The 17,429-nt window shown below is 53.8% G+C and carries 15 protein-coding genes; 5 read left to right on the top strand and 10 right to left on the bottom strand.

Annotation, left to right across the window (positions count from 1 at the left end):
* The first annotated feature begins 17 nt into the window (after positions 1-17).
* Positions 18-986, top strand: a complete 969-nt coding sequence (locus H8K27_RS03525) for a lipase secretion chaperone (protein WP_186861798.1) — start codon at positions 18-20, stop codon at positions 984-986.
* A gap of 9 nt (positions 987-995) precedes the next feature.
* On the opposite strand, the gene H8K27_RS03520 is transcribed toward H8K27_RS03525, so the two are convergent.
* The gene (locus H8K27_RS03520; RefSeq protein WP_186861797.1) at positions 996-3,287 is read right to left on the bottom strand and encodes a DUF1631 family protein; all 2,292 of its coding nucleotides are present in this window, start codon (positions 3,285-3,287) and stop codon (positions 996-998) included.
* A 410-nt stretch (positions 3,288-3,697) separates the two neighbouring features.
* On the opposite strand from H8K27_RS03520, the gene H8K27_RS03515 reads away from it, so the two are divergent.
* The 4 genes from H8K27_RS03515 to H8K27_RS03500 all read left to right on the top strand — a co-directional run bounded on the left by H8K27_RS03515 (position 3,698) and on the right by H8K27_RS03500 (position 7,483).
* Positions 3,698-3,964, top strand: a complete 267-nt coding sequence (locus H8K27_RS03515; protein ID WP_186861796.1) for an exodeoxyribonuclease VII small subunit — start codon at positions 3,698-3,700, stop codon at positions 3,962-3,964.
* Positions 3,961-4,848, top strand: a complete 888-nt coding sequence (locus H8K27_RS03510) for a polyprenyl synthetase family protein (RefSeq protein WP_186861795.1) — start codon at positions 3,961-3,963, stop codon at positions 4,846-4,848. Before H8K27_RS03515 ends, H8K27_RS03510 begins: the two co-directional genes overlap by 4 nt.
* A gap of 12 nt (positions 4,849-4,860) precedes the next feature.
* Positions 4,861-6,738, top strand: a complete 1,878-nt coding sequence (dxs, locus tag H8K27_RS03505) for a 1-deoxy-D-xylulose-5-phosphate synthase (protein WP_186861794.1) — start codon at positions 4,861-4,863, stop codon at positions 6,736-6,738.
* Between the two features lie 133 nt (positions 6,739-6,871).
* Positions 6,872-7,483, top strand: a complete 612-nt coding sequence (locus H8K27_RS03500) for a class I SAM-dependent methyltransferase (protein WP_186861793.1) — start codon at positions 6,872-6,874, stop codon at positions 7,481-7,483.
* Between the two features lie 62 nt (positions 7,484-7,545).
* Here the strand turns inward: H8K27_RS03500 and lpxC are convergent, their stop codons facing one another.
* From lpxC to ftsW, 9 genes are all read right to left on the bottom strand, one after another.
* Positions 7,546-8,481, bottom strand: a complete 936-nt coding sequence (lpxC, locus tag H8K27_RS03495) for a UDP-3-O-acyl-N-acetylglucosamine deacetylase (protein WP_186861792.1) — start codon at positions 8,479-8,481, stop codon at positions 7,546-7,548.
* A 184-nt stretch (positions 8,482-8,665) separates the two neighbouring features.
* A complete protein-coding gene (locus tag H8K27_RS03490) occupies positions 8,666-9,172 on the bottom strand; it encodes a peroxiredoxin (RefSeq protein WP_186862014.1) in 507 nt (168 codons plus the stop codon).
* Between the two features lie 229 nt (positions 9,173-9,401).
* A complete protein-coding gene (gene ftsZ, locus H8K27_RS03485; protein WP_186862013.1) occupies positions 9,402-10,601 on the bottom strand; it encodes a cell division protein FtsZ in 1,200 nt (399 codons plus the stop codon).
* A gap of 123 nt (positions 10,602-10,724) precedes the next feature.
* Positions 10,725-11,957, bottom strand: coding sequence for a cell division protein FtsA (ftsA, locus tag H8K27_RS03480; protein ID WP_176804120.1), 1,233 nt, complete (start codon positions 11,955-11,957; stop codon positions 10,725-10,727).
* Entirely contained in the window at positions 11,954-12,736 is a 783-nt protein-coding gene (locus H8K27_RS03475) for a cell division protein FtsQ/DivIB (RefSeq protein ID WP_186861791.1), read from the bottom strand. Before H8K27_RS03475 ends, ftsA begins: the two co-directional genes overlap by 4 nt.
* 41 nt (positions 12,737-12,777) lie before the next feature.
* Complete coding sequence (locus tag H8K27_RS03470) at positions 12,778-13,737, bottom strand: D-alanine--D-alanine ligase (protein WP_186861790.1); 960 nt, start codon at positions 13,735-13,737, stop codon at positions 12,778-12,780.
* Between the two features lie 21 nt (positions 13,738-13,758).
* Entirely contained in the window at positions 13,759-15,144 is a 1,386-nt protein-coding gene (murC, locus tag H8K27_RS03465) for a UDP-N-acetylmuramate--L-alanine ligase (protein WP_186861789.1), read from the bottom strand.
* Positions 15,141-16,223: an undecaprenyldiphospho-muramoylpentapeptide beta-N-acetylglucosaminyltransferase gene (gene murG / locus H8K27_RS03460; protein WP_230418846.1), complete on the bottom strand. Its 1,083-nt coding sequence runs from the start codon at positions 16,221-16,223 to the stop codon at positions 15,141-15,143. The genes murC and murG overlap by 4 nt, the downstream gene beginning before the upstream one ends.
* Positions 16,220-17,353, bottom strand: a complete 1,134-nt coding sequence (ftsW, locus tag H8K27_RS03455) for a putative lipid II flippase FtsW (protein WP_408058414.1) — start codon at positions 17,351-17,353, stop codon at positions 16,220-16,222. The genes murG and ftsW overlap by 4 nt, the downstream gene beginning before the upstream one ends.
* Positions 17,354-17,429: the final 76 nt, after the last annotated feature.

Below are 17,429 nucleotides of genomic sequence, written 5' to 3'. Positions count from 1 at the left end.
AGTCGGAGACCGGTCAGATGAAAAAGAAAAATGTGGCTGTTGCATGCGTGCTCTCAGGTTTTATCTGCGCTTTTTTCTTAACAAACAGCCTGCCATTGCAGGACACCCACACTCCGGTCAGGCTCACTGCCGGAGACACTTCTTTTTCTTTTGTCCGGTCCATGACCGGCAGCAGCACGGACGGCGGCGCCACGCAGACTGATCAGGGCGATCTGGTTATTACACAGGATTTACGGCTGCTGTTTGATTACTATCTGTCTGCGATCGGCGAAAAAGAATTACCCGAGATCCGGAAGCAGATTGAGCAGGTGCTGCGGCAGAAATTGTCCGCGCATGCAGCAGGGCAAGCCATGCACTTGCTCGATCATTACCTTGCCTATAAACAGGCGCTGGCTGACTTTGAGCTGCATGGTTCTGGCGACACCCTTAAGGCAGGCAATCAGCTGGCCGCCATCCGCCAGCGCTGGCAAAAAATGCAGGCTTTGCGATTGGAATATTTCAGCTCGGCGGAAAATCAGGCCTTATTCAGTTTTGATGACGCGTACGATCAGGATGCGCTGGCAAGGCTGGAAATCAGCCAGGATGCCACATTAAGTCCTGAACAGAAAAAAGCACGTCTGCAGGCGCTGGACGATGCGATGAATCCCGAAATGCGGGCATCCAGACAAGCGCCTTATCAGGTTATCCGCCTGGAAGAGCAGGTGCAGCAAATGCGCAGTCAGGGAGCCAGTGAAGACGATATCTATCGCTGGCGTGCGCAAAATACGTCACCTGAGGCAGCGGAACGTCTGGCGGCAGTCGATAGGGAACAGGCTGAATGGAAAGACCGGATCCGCATGTATCTTGAGCAGCGTCAGCTATTGCTCAGCCATGCCGGAAACACGGCAGATTCGGCACAACTGTCCGGTCTGCAACAAATACGGGACCGGTATTTCAGTCCGCAGGAGCAGCGCCGTCTGGCGGCGTATGAAGGAAATTCGCAATAACCGGGCAGGTCAGGCTGCGCTGGCAACCTGCTCGTCTGTGACTGGCTCAGCCGCATCCGGCACGGCCTCTGGCATGGTTTCAAGCGCTTCCAGCAGAGCCTGATTCATCACTTTATCCAGATTCAGCACCTGTGCCCGCTGCTCACGGAAAGCCTGCTCCAGTGCTTTAACAGGGATAGAAAAACTTTTCTCTTTCTGGCTGGAAGTGAAAATATACAGGCTGCGCATCGGGCTGACCCACGCCAGCCGCACCCGGATTAACTCTTGCCCTGCCACTGGCATGTAATTAATCCAGATACCGCGTTCGAGCTGATGAACCTGTCTGCTCGACTCGTCATTGTCTTCACTGACTTGATGTGCTGCTTTTTTCTCTGCTTCCGCACGTTTTTCCAGCCGCCGTTCGGCAGCCTGCTGCGCCGCTTCCACCGCCAGCTCCAGCTGTTTATCAGGGGATAATTCCAGCGGAGCGCGGACAATGGACGCATGACACTCCGCCAGCTCGGCAAAAAAGCGCACACGGTCTTCATCCTGCCACTTAATCAGGCTCAGCCATTTATTCAGCCGCGCCAGAATCGCAGGCAAACGATTCAGTAGCGCCTGTCTTTCCTGCAGGGTGATTTTCGGCTTGACGCTCCAGATCAGGTCATCCATGGTGCGCAGCGCATCCTCGGCAGCATGCGGTTTCTCTTCCTGTATGCTGTATGCCAGCGTCAGTACCTTGATCCAGCGGTTTTCCAGAAATGCCTCAACAAAAGCAACCACCTCTCCAGTACCAATGCGTAATGCCACCTCATGGTTTGCTGCAATATTGGCCTGTTTGATTTTTTCGTTACGCAAGGCTTGCTGGATCGGCGTCTGCAAAGCCTCTGCATCTGCGGTCTCTTCTTTTGCAATAAAGCTTTCGAGATCCGTCACCACCTCATCAAATAAGGCGATTTCCTGATTAAATTCTTTGGAAACCCGCTGCACATTCTTCTGCATCGCCTGGAACAGCGGATCATCCTGCGCCTTATCCTGATCCAGTGCCGGGCTGTAACGCGACAGCAAATCAATTAACCGGCGCGCAGGATGTTGTTCCTTGAAAAAGAAGTCCTGATCGATCAGCGCGACTTTTAATACCGGCACCTGCAGCACTGAAATCAATTCCTTGACCGGTTGCGGAATTGCGTTATTCCGAAAGACATTATCAAAGACCTGCGCCAGCAGATCGAAGGTATGTTTTTCCACACCGCTGCTGGCCATCTCCGGAAAATGCTCGCGGATTTGCGACAGCCGCAGGATATCTTTCGCTTCGGCCATCAGCTGATTCAGCTTCAGACTGTGCTGCAAACCTGCCAGATGCTGAAAAAACGGCGATTGCGCGGGATATGCCGGCGCTGCAGATGACGGATAACCTGCAGTTTGCATGGCCTGTGCGAACGGCTGCGGACTGGCCTGTGCCTCCTGGCCGGTTGCTGCATAAACTGCCTGCGGAGCAGGGGGCTGCCCTGCGGAAAAATAACGATTCAGCTTTTGCTGTAAACCAAAACCATCGCCCTTGCTGTCCGGCTGACGTTTTTCCCGTTCAGGCGACGGCGCCGGATGCGCTTTTTTGGCGGAGGCCTGCCTGATCCGGTAAGACTCCTGCAAATCGGGCAATATGCCCTTGCCAGCCAGAACCGAGTTCAGTTCATACAAAACCGGGGCAAGATCAAACAGGATATCGGCACTCAGTAAAGGCAGAATCAGCTCATGCGTATTTTCTTCCGGATCAAACTGACACCAGGAATTGTACAAAGCCTGCAATACGTTGTCAGGGCGGAACGGATTTTGAGTAATGCTGAGCGTGTCTCTGCCCAGCACGTGGGATAAACGCATATTCAGCGCAGCATATTGTTCTGCATTTTCGAGCTCGATGGCGCGGCTGATGCGGCTGAGCGCCAGCTTCTTGTCCATTTCCTCATAACTGACCAGACTCAGATCCTGATCGTCACTTTCGTCACGGGTACGCGTCAGTTCCCCAGTCTGCAATAAATTCCGCATTTCGTGACGAAAAACGGTCTCTATTTCTTTTGTCGCGATATGATAAAAAGCGTAAGCATGCTTTTTCAGCAATTGTCCGGCATGAAAGCACAACATGGCTTCACGCGAATCCATACTGTGTTCAGACACAGCCAGCATTGCATTTGATAATCTGCCAGAAAATGCATCCAGCTGCGCCAATACCGGCTGGACGGCCACGGGGATCAGCCCGGACAGCAACTCACCATTGGCAGCAGAAGCCGCTGCAGATGAGGTTTGTTGCTTTTTAGAGCTGATCATGATGATGAACTAAAAGTTTCAGAAAAATGGTTACAATGTTGCATTCTTGGAAATCAAATCACTAACCACTAACAGATCAATTTCCTGTGCGCCTCTGCGCGTAACCGGCAGGATCGGAGCCTTCTTACAGAGCCTCACCTAAACTGATAAAGTAGACTTGTCTGCACTATATACAAAGAATTTCCACATGGAAATGTTCAGAACACAATTTGTCCTATTCTTTAAGTATAAAATGCTCCGTCCTTAAGAAACATTTTCCTGATTGAAACAATAATTTCCATTTGTAACAGAATCAACTTTCCATATCCGCCAATTTCCGCTCAAGGTTTCCGGATTACTCTAAAATAGCGGGCTAGACGCATTTTGCGTGTTTCTACGCAACGTTTGAACAACGATGGACAATAACTGGTATGCCTAAAAAACACGCTGACACTCCCCTGTCAGAGGTCACCCCTCCCCCTGCTTCCTTCGAGGCGGCGATGAAAGAGTTAAGTGAACTGGTAACAAGAATGGAAGCCGGCGATCTGCCGATCGAAGCTTCTGTGACGGCATATCAGCGCGGTTCAGAATTAATCCGGTTCTGTGCTGCGCAACTCGAACAGGTTGAGCAGCAGGTGAAAATTCTGGACGCAGGAATGTTGAAATCGTTCCAGATTGATGATGGGGACGCTGCATGAACGATACATTCCGCAGCTGGATGAAGCAGACCCAGGAGCGTTGCGAAGCCGACCTGTCGGAATTCATTCCTGCGCCATCCACCGTTCCCGCCCATTTGCACGATGCCATGCGCTATGCGGCGCTGGATGGCGGCAAGCGCATCCGGCCGCTGCTGGTATTTGCGGCAGGCAGGCTGTTTCAGGCATCTGAAGATCTGTTGCGGCGCGCTGCCGCCGCTACCGAAATGATCCATGCTTATTCACTGGTACATGATGACATGCCCTGCATGGATGATGATGCTTTGCGGCGCGGCAAACCAACCGTTCACGTGAAATACGATGAAGCCACCGCCTTGCTGGTGGGAGATGCCTTGCAGGCGCAGGCCTTTCTCGTGCTGTCGGAAGGTGACGGCGACCCGGCTGCCAAACTGGCAATGGTTCGGGTATTAGCGCATGCAGCAGGTTCCGTGGGCATGTGCGGCGGGCAGGCGATTGACCTGGCCAGTGTCGGAATGGCGCTGAGCAGGGAACAGCTGGAGCAGATGCATCGCCTCAAAACCGGTGCCTTATTGCGCGCGTCGGTATTGCTCGGCGCCATGAGCGGTAAATTACTGAACACTGAGGAAACCGCCGCGCTGGATACTTATGCCGCGGCCATCGGGCTGGCGTTCCAGGTGGTGGACGATGTGCTGGATGCCACCGCAGATTCTGCCACACTGGGCAAAACAGCAGGAAAAGATGCCGCAGACAATAAACCTACTTATGTCAGCCTGCTCGGGCTGGAGGCGTCCCGGCAATTAGCCATTCAACTCTGCCAGAAAGCCCACGAAGCTTTGCAGTTGTTCGGCACAAACGCACAATTCCTGCATGATCTGGCCGATCTGATCGTGCAGCGACAAGCATAACTGGCTATTTCTATGACGAATCTACTTCAAAAAATCAATTCCCCGACCGATTTACGGCTCATGTCACGTCATCAGCTCAAGCCATTGGCCGATGAATTGCGCCAGTACGTGCTGGATTCCGTCTCCAAAACAGGCGGGCATCTGTCGTCCAATCTCGGCACAGTTGAGCTGACGCTGGCTTTACATTACGTGTTTAATACCCCGGAAGACCGTCTGGTCTGGGATGTCGGCCATCAGACGTATCCGCACAAAATCCTGACTGGCCGGCGTGACCAGATGCATACGCTGCGTCAATGGGAAGGCATTTCCGGATTTCCGCGCCGGGACGAGAGCGAATACGATACTTTCGGCACCGCGCATTCATCGACCTCGATTTCGGCAGCGCTCGGTATGGCGCTGGCCGCACGCACGCAAGGCAAGGACCGGCACGCGGTCGCCATCATCGGCGACGGCTCGATGACGGCGGGTATGGCATTTGAAGCCCTGAACAATGCAGGCGTCTACGACGATATCAACCTGCTGGTGGTGCTGAACGATAATGACATGTCGATTTCCCCGCCAGTCGGCGCACTGAACCGCTATCTGGCACGACTGATGTCCGGCAAGTTTTATGCGGCGGCCCGCAATGTCGGCAAATCCGTCTTGCCGTCGCCTGTACTCGAACTCGCCAAGCGCTTTGAAGAACATGCCAAAGGTATGCTGGTGCCGGCGACCATGTTTGAAGAATTCGGTTTCAATTACATCGGCCCGATTGATGGCCACGATCTCGACTCCCTGATCCCGACACTGCAAAATATCAAGCAGCTCAAAGGGCCGCAGTTCCTGCACGTGGTCACCAAAAAGGGTCAGGGATATAAACTGGCGGAAGCCGACCCTGTGCTGTATCACGGTCCCGGAAAATTCAATCCGGCGGAAGGCATCAAGCCCAGCGCATCCACGAAGCAGACTTATACCCAGGTTTTCGGGCAATGGCTGTGCGATATGGCCGCCGCCGACCAGAAACTGATCGGTATTACACCTGCCATGCGCGAGGGCTCTGGTATGGTCGAGTTTGAAAAGCAATTTCCCCAGCGTTATTACGACGTAGGCATCGCGGAACAACATTCCGTCACCTTTGCGGCCGGCCTCGCCTGCGAAGGTCTGAAACCCGTGGTGGCGATTTACTCCACCTTCCTGCAGCGCGCTTACGATCAGCTGATTCATGATGTCGCTCTGCAAAATCTGGACGTGACCTTTGCGCTGGACCGCGCTGGTCTGGTCGGTGCCGATGGTGCGACCCATGCCGGCAATTACGACCTGGCTTATCTGCGCTGCATCCCGAATATGGTTGTCATGGCCGCCTCGGATGAAAATGAATGCCGCCAGATGCTGACCACCGGCTATCACCATCCCGGCCCGGCGGCGATACGTTATCCGCGCGGTACGGGTATTGGTGTCACGCCGGACACGGCATTGAGCAGTATTCCGCTCGGTAAGGCTGAACTCCGGCGTCAGGGCAGCAACATTGCCATCATGGCTTTCGGCTCCATGCTGCAGCCTGCATTGAAAGCAGCGGAAGCCCTGGATGCGACCGTCGTGAATATGCGCTTTATCAAACCGCTTGATCAGGAGATGGTAGAGCAGCTGGCAGCCAGCCACGACATGCTGGTGACCGTCGAAGAAGGTTGTGTGATGGGAGGCGCCGGCTCCGCCGTTGCGGAAGCCATGGCCGCGGCATGCATCAGTAAGCCGCTGCTGCTGCTCGGCCTGCCGGATAAATTTATTGACCACGGCGATCCCGGTCTATTGCTGAAACAATGCGGGCTCGATGCTCCCGGCATTGAAACCTCTATCCGCCAACGATTTAATCTTGTCGTTAAGCCTGCCGCAAAACTGGCGGTCAATCAGTAATCGACGGGCTCAGGTCTTCCCATTCTGTTCTACAATGCCTCCTGACCGGAGGCATTTTTTATGGTTCTTTCCCTGCTGCCAACTAAATTTCTCCATTCTTTCCGCGCCGGCACATTGATATACAGGATTATTGATGAGTAAACGTCAACATTGGGAACAGGTTTACCAGACCAAGGCACCGGATGCCGTCAGCTGGTATGCCCCGCATCTGTATCAGTCACTGTCTTTCATAGAACGTATCGCCGGCAAGTCAGATCGCATCATTGATGTTGGCGGAGGCGAATCCACGCTGGTCGATGATTTACTGGAGCGCGGTTATGCGCACGTCAGCGTGCTGGATATTTCGCAGGCAGCGATTGACGGCACCCGCCGAAGGCTGGGTGCCAAAGCCAGCGATGTGCAATGGATTACAGGCGACATCACGCAGGTAGCGCTTCCCGTGCAATATTTTGATGTCTGGCATGACCGTGCGGTATTCCATTTTCTGACCAGTCCGGAACAAAGGCAGGCGTACGTCCGGCAAGTCAGCCAGGCGATGAAGCCCGGTGGCCATATCATTGTGGCGACATTTGGCCCGCAAGGACCGGAAAAATGCAGCGGGCTGGAGGTGGTGCGCTACAATGCAGACGCACTGCATGAGCAATTCGGAACCCGCTTCAGACGGGTGGACAGCACCATCGATCTGCATGAAACACCGTTTGGTACGACCCAGCAATTTTTGTATTGCTATTGCAAAATCGAATAAGGCAGTGCAGGTAGAGATCGGCTAACAGGATAAAAACTATCCGCAGCCGACACACCGTCATCTCAGGCAAATGCCCATTCCCTGTCAGCCTGCCCTGCGTAACTGACCGGCGCCTGTCGCACATCGTCAAACGTGACGATTTCATAAGCATCCGGCTGGGATAACAATACCCGCAACAGCTGATTATTCAATCCATGCCCGGATTTATGTGCCGTATAACTGGCCAGCAATGGATGCCCGATCAGGTAGAGATCGCCGATGGCGTCGAGTATTTTATGACGCACAAACTCATCATCAAAACGCAGGCCATCTGAATTCAGTATCCGGTATTCGTCCATCACGATGGCATTTTCCATGGAGCCACCGCGGGCAAGGCCAATGCCACGCAGCATTTCCACATCCTGCATGAAACCGAAAGTGCGCGCTCTTGCCACGTCCTTAACAAACGACACTTTTTCAAAATCGACCTCTGCTGTCTGCACAGTGCCATCGACCGCAGGATGATTAAATTCAATAAAAAAATGCAGTTTGAATCCGTTATACGGCTCCAGGCGAGCCCATTTCTCTGCAGCCCCTTTGCCTTCACGAATCTCCACCGGTTTTAATACGCGGATAAATTTCTTGGCGGCGTCCTGCTCCTGCATCCCGGCCTGCTGCAACAGATAGACAAAAGACGAGGCAGAACCATCCATGATTGGAATTTCCTCAGCGCTGACATCGATATAGAGATTATCGATTCCAAGACCAGCGCAGGCAGATAACAGATGTTCAACCGTGGAAACCCGTTCACCATTGTTTGACAGCGTGGATGCCATGCGGGTATCGCCGACCCCGGTTGCACTGGCGGGAAACACCAGCGGAGGAACAAGATCGGTGCGGGTAAACACGATGCCCGTATCAACCGGAGCCGGACGCATGACCAGTTCAACCTTGGTGCCTGAATGCAGGCCAACACCGATTGTTTTGACTGTTTGTTGGATAGTGGTTTGCTTTAACATCCCGCTATTATAGCGATTCGCCGGATAAGCGATGTAAGTCAGCCCACTGCAGTGCTTGGGTCAGACAAAAAGACAACATCAGATGCGTACAAGCTCAGCGGGCTATCGCCAGCACCGAAAATCATCAAAAAAAAAGCGCAAGGCCAACCGGCACTGCGCTTCTTTTACTGCAGATCGGAAATGATCAGCCCAACTGAGCCAGCAATGTTTCCGCGTTTGACACTTCAAACTTACCAGGAGCCTCAACATTGACCTGTTTGACGATACCATCGACCACCAGCAAAGAATAACGCTGAGACCGTGTTCCCATGCCGAACTGGCTGAAATCGGCGTCCAGTCCGAGCGCCTTGCTGTATGCGGCATTACCGTCAGCCATCATACGCACGATACCGGTAGCTTTCTGATCGCGTCCCCAGGCACCCATCACAAACGCATCGTTTACTGAAATACACCAGATTTCATCCACACCTTTGGCTTTCAACGCAGCGGCGTGCTGAATATAGCCCGGTACATGCTTGGCAGAGCAGGTCGGCGTGTAAGCGCCTGGCAATCCAAAAATGGCAATCGTCTTGCCCTTGACCAGATCGGCGACCTGAAAAGTATTCGGGCCGAGAGTGCAGCCTTCGCCTTCCACTTCAATGAATTCTGCCAGGCTGCCGGCAGGTAAATGTTCGCCAATCTGTATGCTCATCATGTTTCCTTTCAATTGATTCAAAATAAATTGCCCACTGGCACCGCGTCAGCTTTCCCGTGAAAGCTGCGTACTGGGCGCAGTATGCCTGAGTTGAAAAAAATCTGCAGAATGCACAAAAAAAACAGCACAAGAAAACTTGTGCTGTTTTAAGCGAAGCTGCTGATGGACGGGTTTAAACAAGCATCAGTCTGCCTGTTTATTCAGCCTGCAGGCTGTTGTCAGTGTGTCAGTCAGCCTGTTTGCGCAGGAATGCAGGAATGTCATAAGTCTCCATTCCGTTTTTTTCCAGCGCACGGACAGTATCCGAAGCCGATTCACGACGCCAGACAGCAGGTTTGCTCAGACCATCAAATGCCGGTGCTGCAGTTGCCATGCCGTTTGACACCGTGGTGGAACTCATTGCTGCCGCTGCCATGACGGGTTCATTATTGGTACCTGTCCGCAGCATCGGAGTTTGCACCAGCTGGATATTTTTCTTGCCACGGCCCAGGCCTGTCGCAACAACGGTGACACGGATTTCATCACCCATGTTTTCATCGTAAGCAATACCCTGGGCGATCGAAGCGTCCGGTGCGGCGAATGCGCGGACAGCCGACATCACTTCTTTGATTTCCTTACCTTTCAGGCTGCGGCTGGCCGTTACATTCACCAGCACACCGCGTGCGCCGGACAAATCGATACCATCCAGCAGTGGCGATGCCACTGCCTGTTCTGCAGCGATACGCGCACGGTCAACGCCGGAAGCAGTCGCCGTCCCCATCATGGCTTTACCTTGTTCGCCCATGATCGTTTTAACGTCATTGAAATCGACATTGATGTGGCCAGGCACATTGATAATTTCAGCGATACCGGCAACCGCATTATTCAATACATCGTCGGCATGCTGCAGCCATTCGATCATGCTGTCGTCTTCGTAAATTTCTTCCAGCTTTTCATTGAGGATAATAATGAGTGAATCCACATGCTGGGTCAACGCATCCAGACCTTCGTCGGCGATATCCATGCACTTCTTGCCTTCGTAAGAGAAGGGTTTGGATACCACGGCAACGGTCAGCGCACCGAGTTCTTTTGCAACCTGTGCCACTACAGGAGCAGCACCGGTGCCGGTGCCGCCGCCCATACCAGCTGCGATAAACACCATGTGTGCGCCACGCAAAGCGTCTTCGATCCGGGAACGGGAATCCTCTGCCAGTTTGCGACCGACTTCCGGTTTCATCCCTGCACCCAGACCGGTTTCACCGATCTGAATCACGTTATGCGCTTTGGATTGCAGCAATGCCTGTGCATCGGTATTGGCAGCAATGAATTCAACACCGGACACGCCTTTGTTGATCATATGCTGAACTGCATTACCGCCTGCGCCACCTACGCCGACAACCTTAATTACGGTGCCTTGTGTGGCGTTATCAACCATATCGAACTCCATCATGACTCCTCCAGGTAGGCAGTTATCAGTCGCTAATCATCACACGATGAGACGACTAGCGACTAATAACTGTAGATCAGACCATTATAAAATGAGTACACCTGTAATGGTGTAAAAAGCTAATTAAAAATTTCCCAAAAACCACTCTTTCATACGCTGCCAGACTGCTTTGGCAGACCCTTCCTGCCGCGTCACCAGATGACCACGCAGATACTGCTTCTTTGCTTCCAACAACAAACCAAGAACCGTTGCATAACGCGGGCTGCGCACCACATCAGCCAGCTGTCCGGTATAAGCGGGCATGCCGAGTCTGGTCGGCTTCAGAAAAATATCTTCCGCCATTTCAACCATGCCGGGCATCGCTGCCGAACCGCCGGTCAGCACGATGCCTGACGACAGTACATCCTCATAACCGGATTCGCGTACCACCTGATGCACCAGCGCAAACAATTCTTCGACACGCGGTTCAATCACTGCCGCTAACGCCTGACGCGACAAAGAGCGCGGACCGCGGTCACCCAGGCCGGGCACCTCCAGCGTATCGGCAGGATCTGCCAGCACCTGCTTGGCAACTCCGAAACGAACCTTGATTTCTTCTGCTTCCGATGTCGGTGTCCGCAAGGCCATCGCAATATCATTCGTGATCTGATCACCGGCAATCGGAATCACCGCCGTATGGCGAATCGATCCTTCGGAAAATACCGCCACATCCGTCGTACCACCGCCGATATCAATCAAGACGACACCCAGCTCTTTTTCATCCCGTGTCAGTACCGCCTCTGCAGAAGCCATCGGCTGCAGAATCAGGTCGGACACTTCCAGCCCGCAGCGGCGCACGCATTTCACGATGTTCTGCACCGCAGACACCGCACCGGTCACGATATGTACTTTGACTTCCAGGCGAATACCGCTCATGCCGATGGGCTCGCGCACATCATCCTGGCTGTCAACGATGAATTCCTGCGGCAATGTATGCAGCAATTGCTGATCGGTCGGAATATTCACCGCCTTCGCCGTTTCTATCACGCGCGAAACGTCCGCTGCGGTGACTTCTTTATCTTTAATCGCCACCATGCCGCTGGAATTAAAGCTGCGGATATGGCTGCCTGCAATGCCGGTATATACCCGGCTGATTTTGCAGTCGGCCATCAGCTCCGCTTCTTCGAGCGCGCGCTGTATGGATTCGACGGTGGCCTCAATATTCACCACCACGCCTTTTTTCAGCCCTTTGGATTCATGCTGTCCCAGACCAATCACTTCATGTCTGCCGTCCGGCATGACTTCAGCAACGACCGCCACAATTTTAGATGTGCCGATATCGAGACCTACGATCAGATTTTTTGCGTCTTTTGTCATGTCTTCCCACTTGCCTTTGTTTGCTTTTTCAACCCGATAGCACCATGGCTGGATTTCAGCGCCAGACCATTCGGATAACGCATATCCACACTTTGAATACTATCCTGCAGACTGGCAATCAGCTGCGGATACACCGTCATCAGCTGATTCACCCTCGACTCCAGAGTAGTACCGTCCTGCACCCGCCCCAGCTCCACCTGCATACCGTTGTTCAGCCTGACACTCCATGCGTAGCGACTGGAGTACCGGACCGCCTCCGGCGCCAGATTGATCCTGGAAAACCATTGCTGAAATAACTGGTACTGCGCCAGCACTTCTTTTTCACTGCCGTCCGGGCCACTCAATGAAATCAGTTCGGCATCTTCTTCCGCCTCGGCCAGATTCGCGGTAAACACATCGCCACGCACAGAAATCAGGCGGCCATCCTCACCCCATGTTCCTAACACGGCATGTTCCTCCAGCCTGACAGTCAGCTTATTCGGCCATTCACGCTGCACACTGGCCCGCCTGACCCACGGAACGCTTTCAAAAGCAGCACGGACTGCATCCAGATTGGCGGTAAAAAAATTCCCCCGGATTTTAGGAATCGCCGCATTACGGATCGTCAGCGCATCCACGTGCCTTAATGGCTCCGTATTCATCGCCTCTACCCGGATTGCAGCCAGCGTAAACATCGGCCGCTGGATCACCCACCAGACTCCGGACGCCATCAGGGCAAGCAGCACCATGCCGAACAGGGCATTCGCGGTGATGTTCATCCATCTGATGTCATGCCACATGGCTGCAATCCTTTTTCCAGAGTTCCCGGTTAATTCGTGATTTATTTCACTTCAGTCCGGATTTTCAAACGCGCCGTTTTCAAAATTTCCATACACAGATCTTCATAACTCATCCCCGTTGCCTTCGCCGCCATCGGAACCAGCGAGTGACCGGTCATCCCCGGCGAGGTATTAATTTCCAGCAAAAATGGCCGGTTATCAGACTTACGCAACAGCACATCGAGTCTCGCCCAGCCTTCGCAGTCAAGAGCGCGATAGGCATCTACCGCCATCTCCTGAATCTGCTGCGTCAGTGCCGGATCCAAAGGTGCCGGACACAGGTATCGGGTGTCATCGGTAAAGTATTTATTCTGATAATCGTAATTGCCGTCCGGCGCCACGATTTCGATGATCGGCAACGCATATGCCTGCTCGCCCTGGCCAAGCACAGCAACAGTCAGCTCCCTGCCCTCGATAAACTCTTCTGCCAGCACCACGTCATCAAATTGCGCTGCCAGCGCATAGGCTTCCGACATCTCGGAATATCCCCTGACTTTAGTAATGCCTATCGTCGATCCTTCATGTGGCGGTTTGATAATCAGCGGCAGACCCAGATCATCCGGCACGGTGCGCAATTGTGTCTGCGGTGTCAGCACTGCGTATTTCGGCGTGCTCAGACCATGTGTCTGCCAGATACGTTTGGTGAATATCTTGTCCATCGCAATCGCAGAGGCCATGACGCCGCTGCCGGTATAAGGAATATTCAGCTGCTCCAGAACACCCTGCAGACTGCCGTCCTCGCCATAACGTCCATGCAAGGCAATAAAAACGCGGTCAAATTTTTCAGTTGCCAGTTCTGCCATACTGCGCTCGGCAGGATCAAAGGCATGCGCATCCACCCCTTTGCTCTTCAGAGCTGCCAGTACGCCATTGCCTGACATGACAGACACGTCGCGCTCGGCAGAACGTCCGCCAAACAGCACACCCACTTTACCCAGAGACTGACTATTCAATTCACTCATGATGATCTGACCGTAAAAATTTTATTTTGCCTGCGCCAGTTTTGCCGGCACTGCACTGATAGAACCTGCTCCCATGACGATCAGCACGTCGTCATTTTTCAATACCCGCAGCAAACTCTCCGGCATGTCCTGAATATCTTCGACAAACACCGGCTCGACCTTTCCTGTGACCCGCAGCGCGCGCGTCAGGGCGCGGCCGTCTGCCGCCAGAATCGCGGCTTCCCCAGCTGCATAAACTTCGGCCAGCACGACAGCATCTGCCGTGGAAATAACTTTGACAAAATCCTCAAACAAATCGCGGGTCCGGGTATAGCGGTGCGGCTGAAATGCCAGCACCAGCCTGCGCCCCGGATAAGCGCCGCGTGCAGCAGCTAAGGTAGCCGCCATCTCTACCGGATGATGTCCGTAATCATCCACCAGGGTGAAATGACCGCCCGCAGCCAGAGGAATATCGCCATAACGGGTAAAACGTCTGCCCACGCCGTTGAATTCGCTGAGCGCCTTTTGTGTGGCGACATCGGCGACACCGACTTCACGTGCAATCGCAATTGCGGCGCAGGCATTCTGCACATTGTGCATACCGGGCTGATTCAGGCTGACCGGCATGTCGGCATAACCATCCTGTACAACGGTGAAATGCATCTTGCCCTCTGCAGCCCGGGCATCGACCGCATGTACATCGGCGTCAGGATGAAAACCATACGTCACCACCGGCTTTGACACAAATGGCATGATCTCGCGCACATTGGCATCATCCAGGCACAGCACAGCAACGCCGTAAAACGGCAAGCGCTGGGTAAATTCAATGAACGCCTGCTTCAGACGGGCAAAATCGTGCCCGTAAGTTTCCATGTGATCGGCATCGATATTCGTAATGACTTCGATCACCGGCAACAGATTCAGGAATGAGGCATCGGATTCATCCGCTTCCGCCACGATGAAATCACCGCTGCCTAATTTGGCATTGGCCCCCGCGCTGTTGAGCCTGCCGCCGATCACAAAGGTCGGGTCCAGCCCGCCCTGCGCCAGCACGCTTGCCACCAGACTGGTAGTCGTGGTTTTGCCATGTGTGCCGGCAATAGCGATACCGCTTTTCAGACGCATCAGCTCTGCCAGCATCAATGCCCGCGGCACAATCGGGATATGCCGTGCGCGTGCCGCGACGACTTCCGGATTGTCACCCTTGACGGCGGTGGACGTCACGACAGCATCGGCGCCCTCAATATGTTGTGCATCATGACCAATGCTGATCTGCGCCCCGAGGCCGGATAAACGCTGCGAGGCGGCATTGCTGCTGAGATCAGAACCGGAGACGGTGTATCCGAGATTCAGCAAGACCTCGGCAATACCGCTCATCCCCGAGCCGCCGATACCAACAAAATGTATGTTTTTAACTTTATGTTTCATGTTAATGATTCCAAAATCCCGGCGATATGCTGACTCGCCCCGCGCTGCCCCAATGCGTAGGCACGTTCCGCCATTTTCTGGCACGCTGTCCGGTCCAGCAGTTGCAATTGTTCTGCCAGTGCGGTCGGCGTCAGTTTTGCCTGCGGCAGGTGCAGTGCTGCCTGCTGCCCGGCCATCCAGACCGCGTTTTCCTGCTGATGGGATGTGCTCGATGCCATGAAAGGCACCAGGATGCTCGCCACACCGGCAGCCGTCAGCTCGGACACCGTGATCGCACCGGCACGGCAGATCACCAGATCAGCCTGTGCATAACGGCGCGGCATATCGTCAATAAAATCCAGTATTTCGGCCTGCACGCCGGCAGCAGCATAGTTTTTTTGCAGTGCTGCGATATTCTGTTTTCCGGACTGGTGCGTCACTACCGGCCGTAATTGTTCCGGAATCAGCGCCAGCGCCTGCGGCAGGCAGTCATTCAACGCCCGCGCACCCAGACTGCCGCCGACCACCAGTATCCGTAAGGCGCCTTGTCGCTGGCCGTAACGAAGCTGTGGCTCAGGTAATGCGCAGATTTCCTGACGAACCGGATTACCGGTAATCTGTATCTTCTGATCTGCCGGCAAATGCTTGGCCGGCAAGCCAAACAACAACCGGCTGGCAAACGGGCGTAAAGCCTTATTCGATAACAGCAAGGCGGCATCTGCATTCATCAGCACCAGCGGCCGGCCTCGCAAAAACGCCATCAAACCACCGGGAACCGTGACATAGCCGCCCATGCCCAGCACCACATCGGGATTCCGCTGGCCGATTAAGCGGAAGCAGGTCAGAAAACTGATCAGCAGTTTCCAGGCGCCGCTCACACTGTGCTTCCAACCCTTGCCGCGCAAACCGGTGAATGCCAGTTTATCCATCGGAATGCCGTGTCCCGGAACGATCTGCCCTTCCATGCCGGTACTAGTGCCCAGCCAGCTGATTTCCCAGCCCCGTTCACGCATGATTTCAGCAATGGCCAATCCGGGGAAAATATGCCCCCCTGTGCCGGCCGCCATAATCATCAGTTTTTTGGTCTGCCCAGATTTCATGCGCGGCCTCCCCGCATCAGCACACGGTTTTCATAATCGACACGGAGCAGGATTGCCAGCCCGATACAATTAATCATGACGCCGGAACCGCCATAACTCATTAATGGCAAAGTCAGGCCCTTGGTCGGCAGCAAACCAAGATTCACCCCCATGTTGATGAATGCCTGCACGCCAATCCAGATGCCAATTCCTTTGGCGGTCAATCCGGCAAACGTCTGATCAAGCGCAATCGCCTGCCTGCCTATTTCAAATGCCCGCTTGATAATCCAGTAGAACAGCAACACCACCACCATCACGCCGGCAAATCCCAGTTCTTCACCTATCACCGCCAGCAAAAAATCGGTATGCGCTTCCGGCAGATAATGCAGTTTTTCAACGCTGCCGCCGAGCCCCACGCCAAACAACTCCCCGCGCCCAAATGCAATCAGCGAATGCGTCAGCTGATAAGCCTTGCCCAGCGCATGGTCATCATCAAACGGACTCAGGTAAGCGAAAATCCGCTCCCGCCGCCAGGGAGACAAGACGATCACCAGTGTAAAAATACCGACCAGTGTCGCTGCAATACCACCGAACCAGATACCGTTGATTCCGCCTAAAAACAAAATTCCCATCGCGATACAGACAATCACACCGAAGGCGCCGAGATCAGGTTCCAGCAGCAGGAGCAACCCGACCACGCCGACTGCGGCCAGCATGGGCACAAATCCTTTGGTCAGCTTATGCATGTATTCTTGTTTGCGTACCGTATAGTCAGCGGCATACAGCACCATGAACAGTTTCATGAATTCGGAAGGCTGCAGGTTGAATACCTTGAATGACAGCCAGCGCTTTGCACCGTTCACCCCTTTACCCAATCCCGGGATCAGGACAGCAACCAGTAAAATCAGTGTGAACACGAACAGATAAGGCGCCAGCTTTTGCCAGTTCAAAACCGGTATCCGGAAAACCAGCGCCGCCATGATGACGGACACCAGAACAAACATCGCCTGGCGAATCAGGAAATGCGCGTTTTTGTAATTCGCATATTTCGGTGAATCAGGCAAGGAAATCGAGGCGGAATACACCATGACCATACCGAACAGCATCAGAATCATCGTGACCCAGACCAGCGGCTGATCGTAATTCATCATCCGGGAACGATTCACCAGTCTGGTCTCTGGACCAGGTGCAGCGAACGGCGACCAGCGCTGCAAAGGGAGTAGCAAC

It is taken from the genome of Cognatundibacterium griseum, assembly GCF_014284195.1.
GTDB lineage: Bacteria > Pseudomonadota > Gammaproteobacteria > Burkholderiales > Burkholderiaceae_D > Undibacterium > Undibacterium griseum.
The sequence above is the reverse complement of the archived record's forward strand: the minus strand, read 5'-3'. Positions and strand labels throughout refer to the sequence as shown.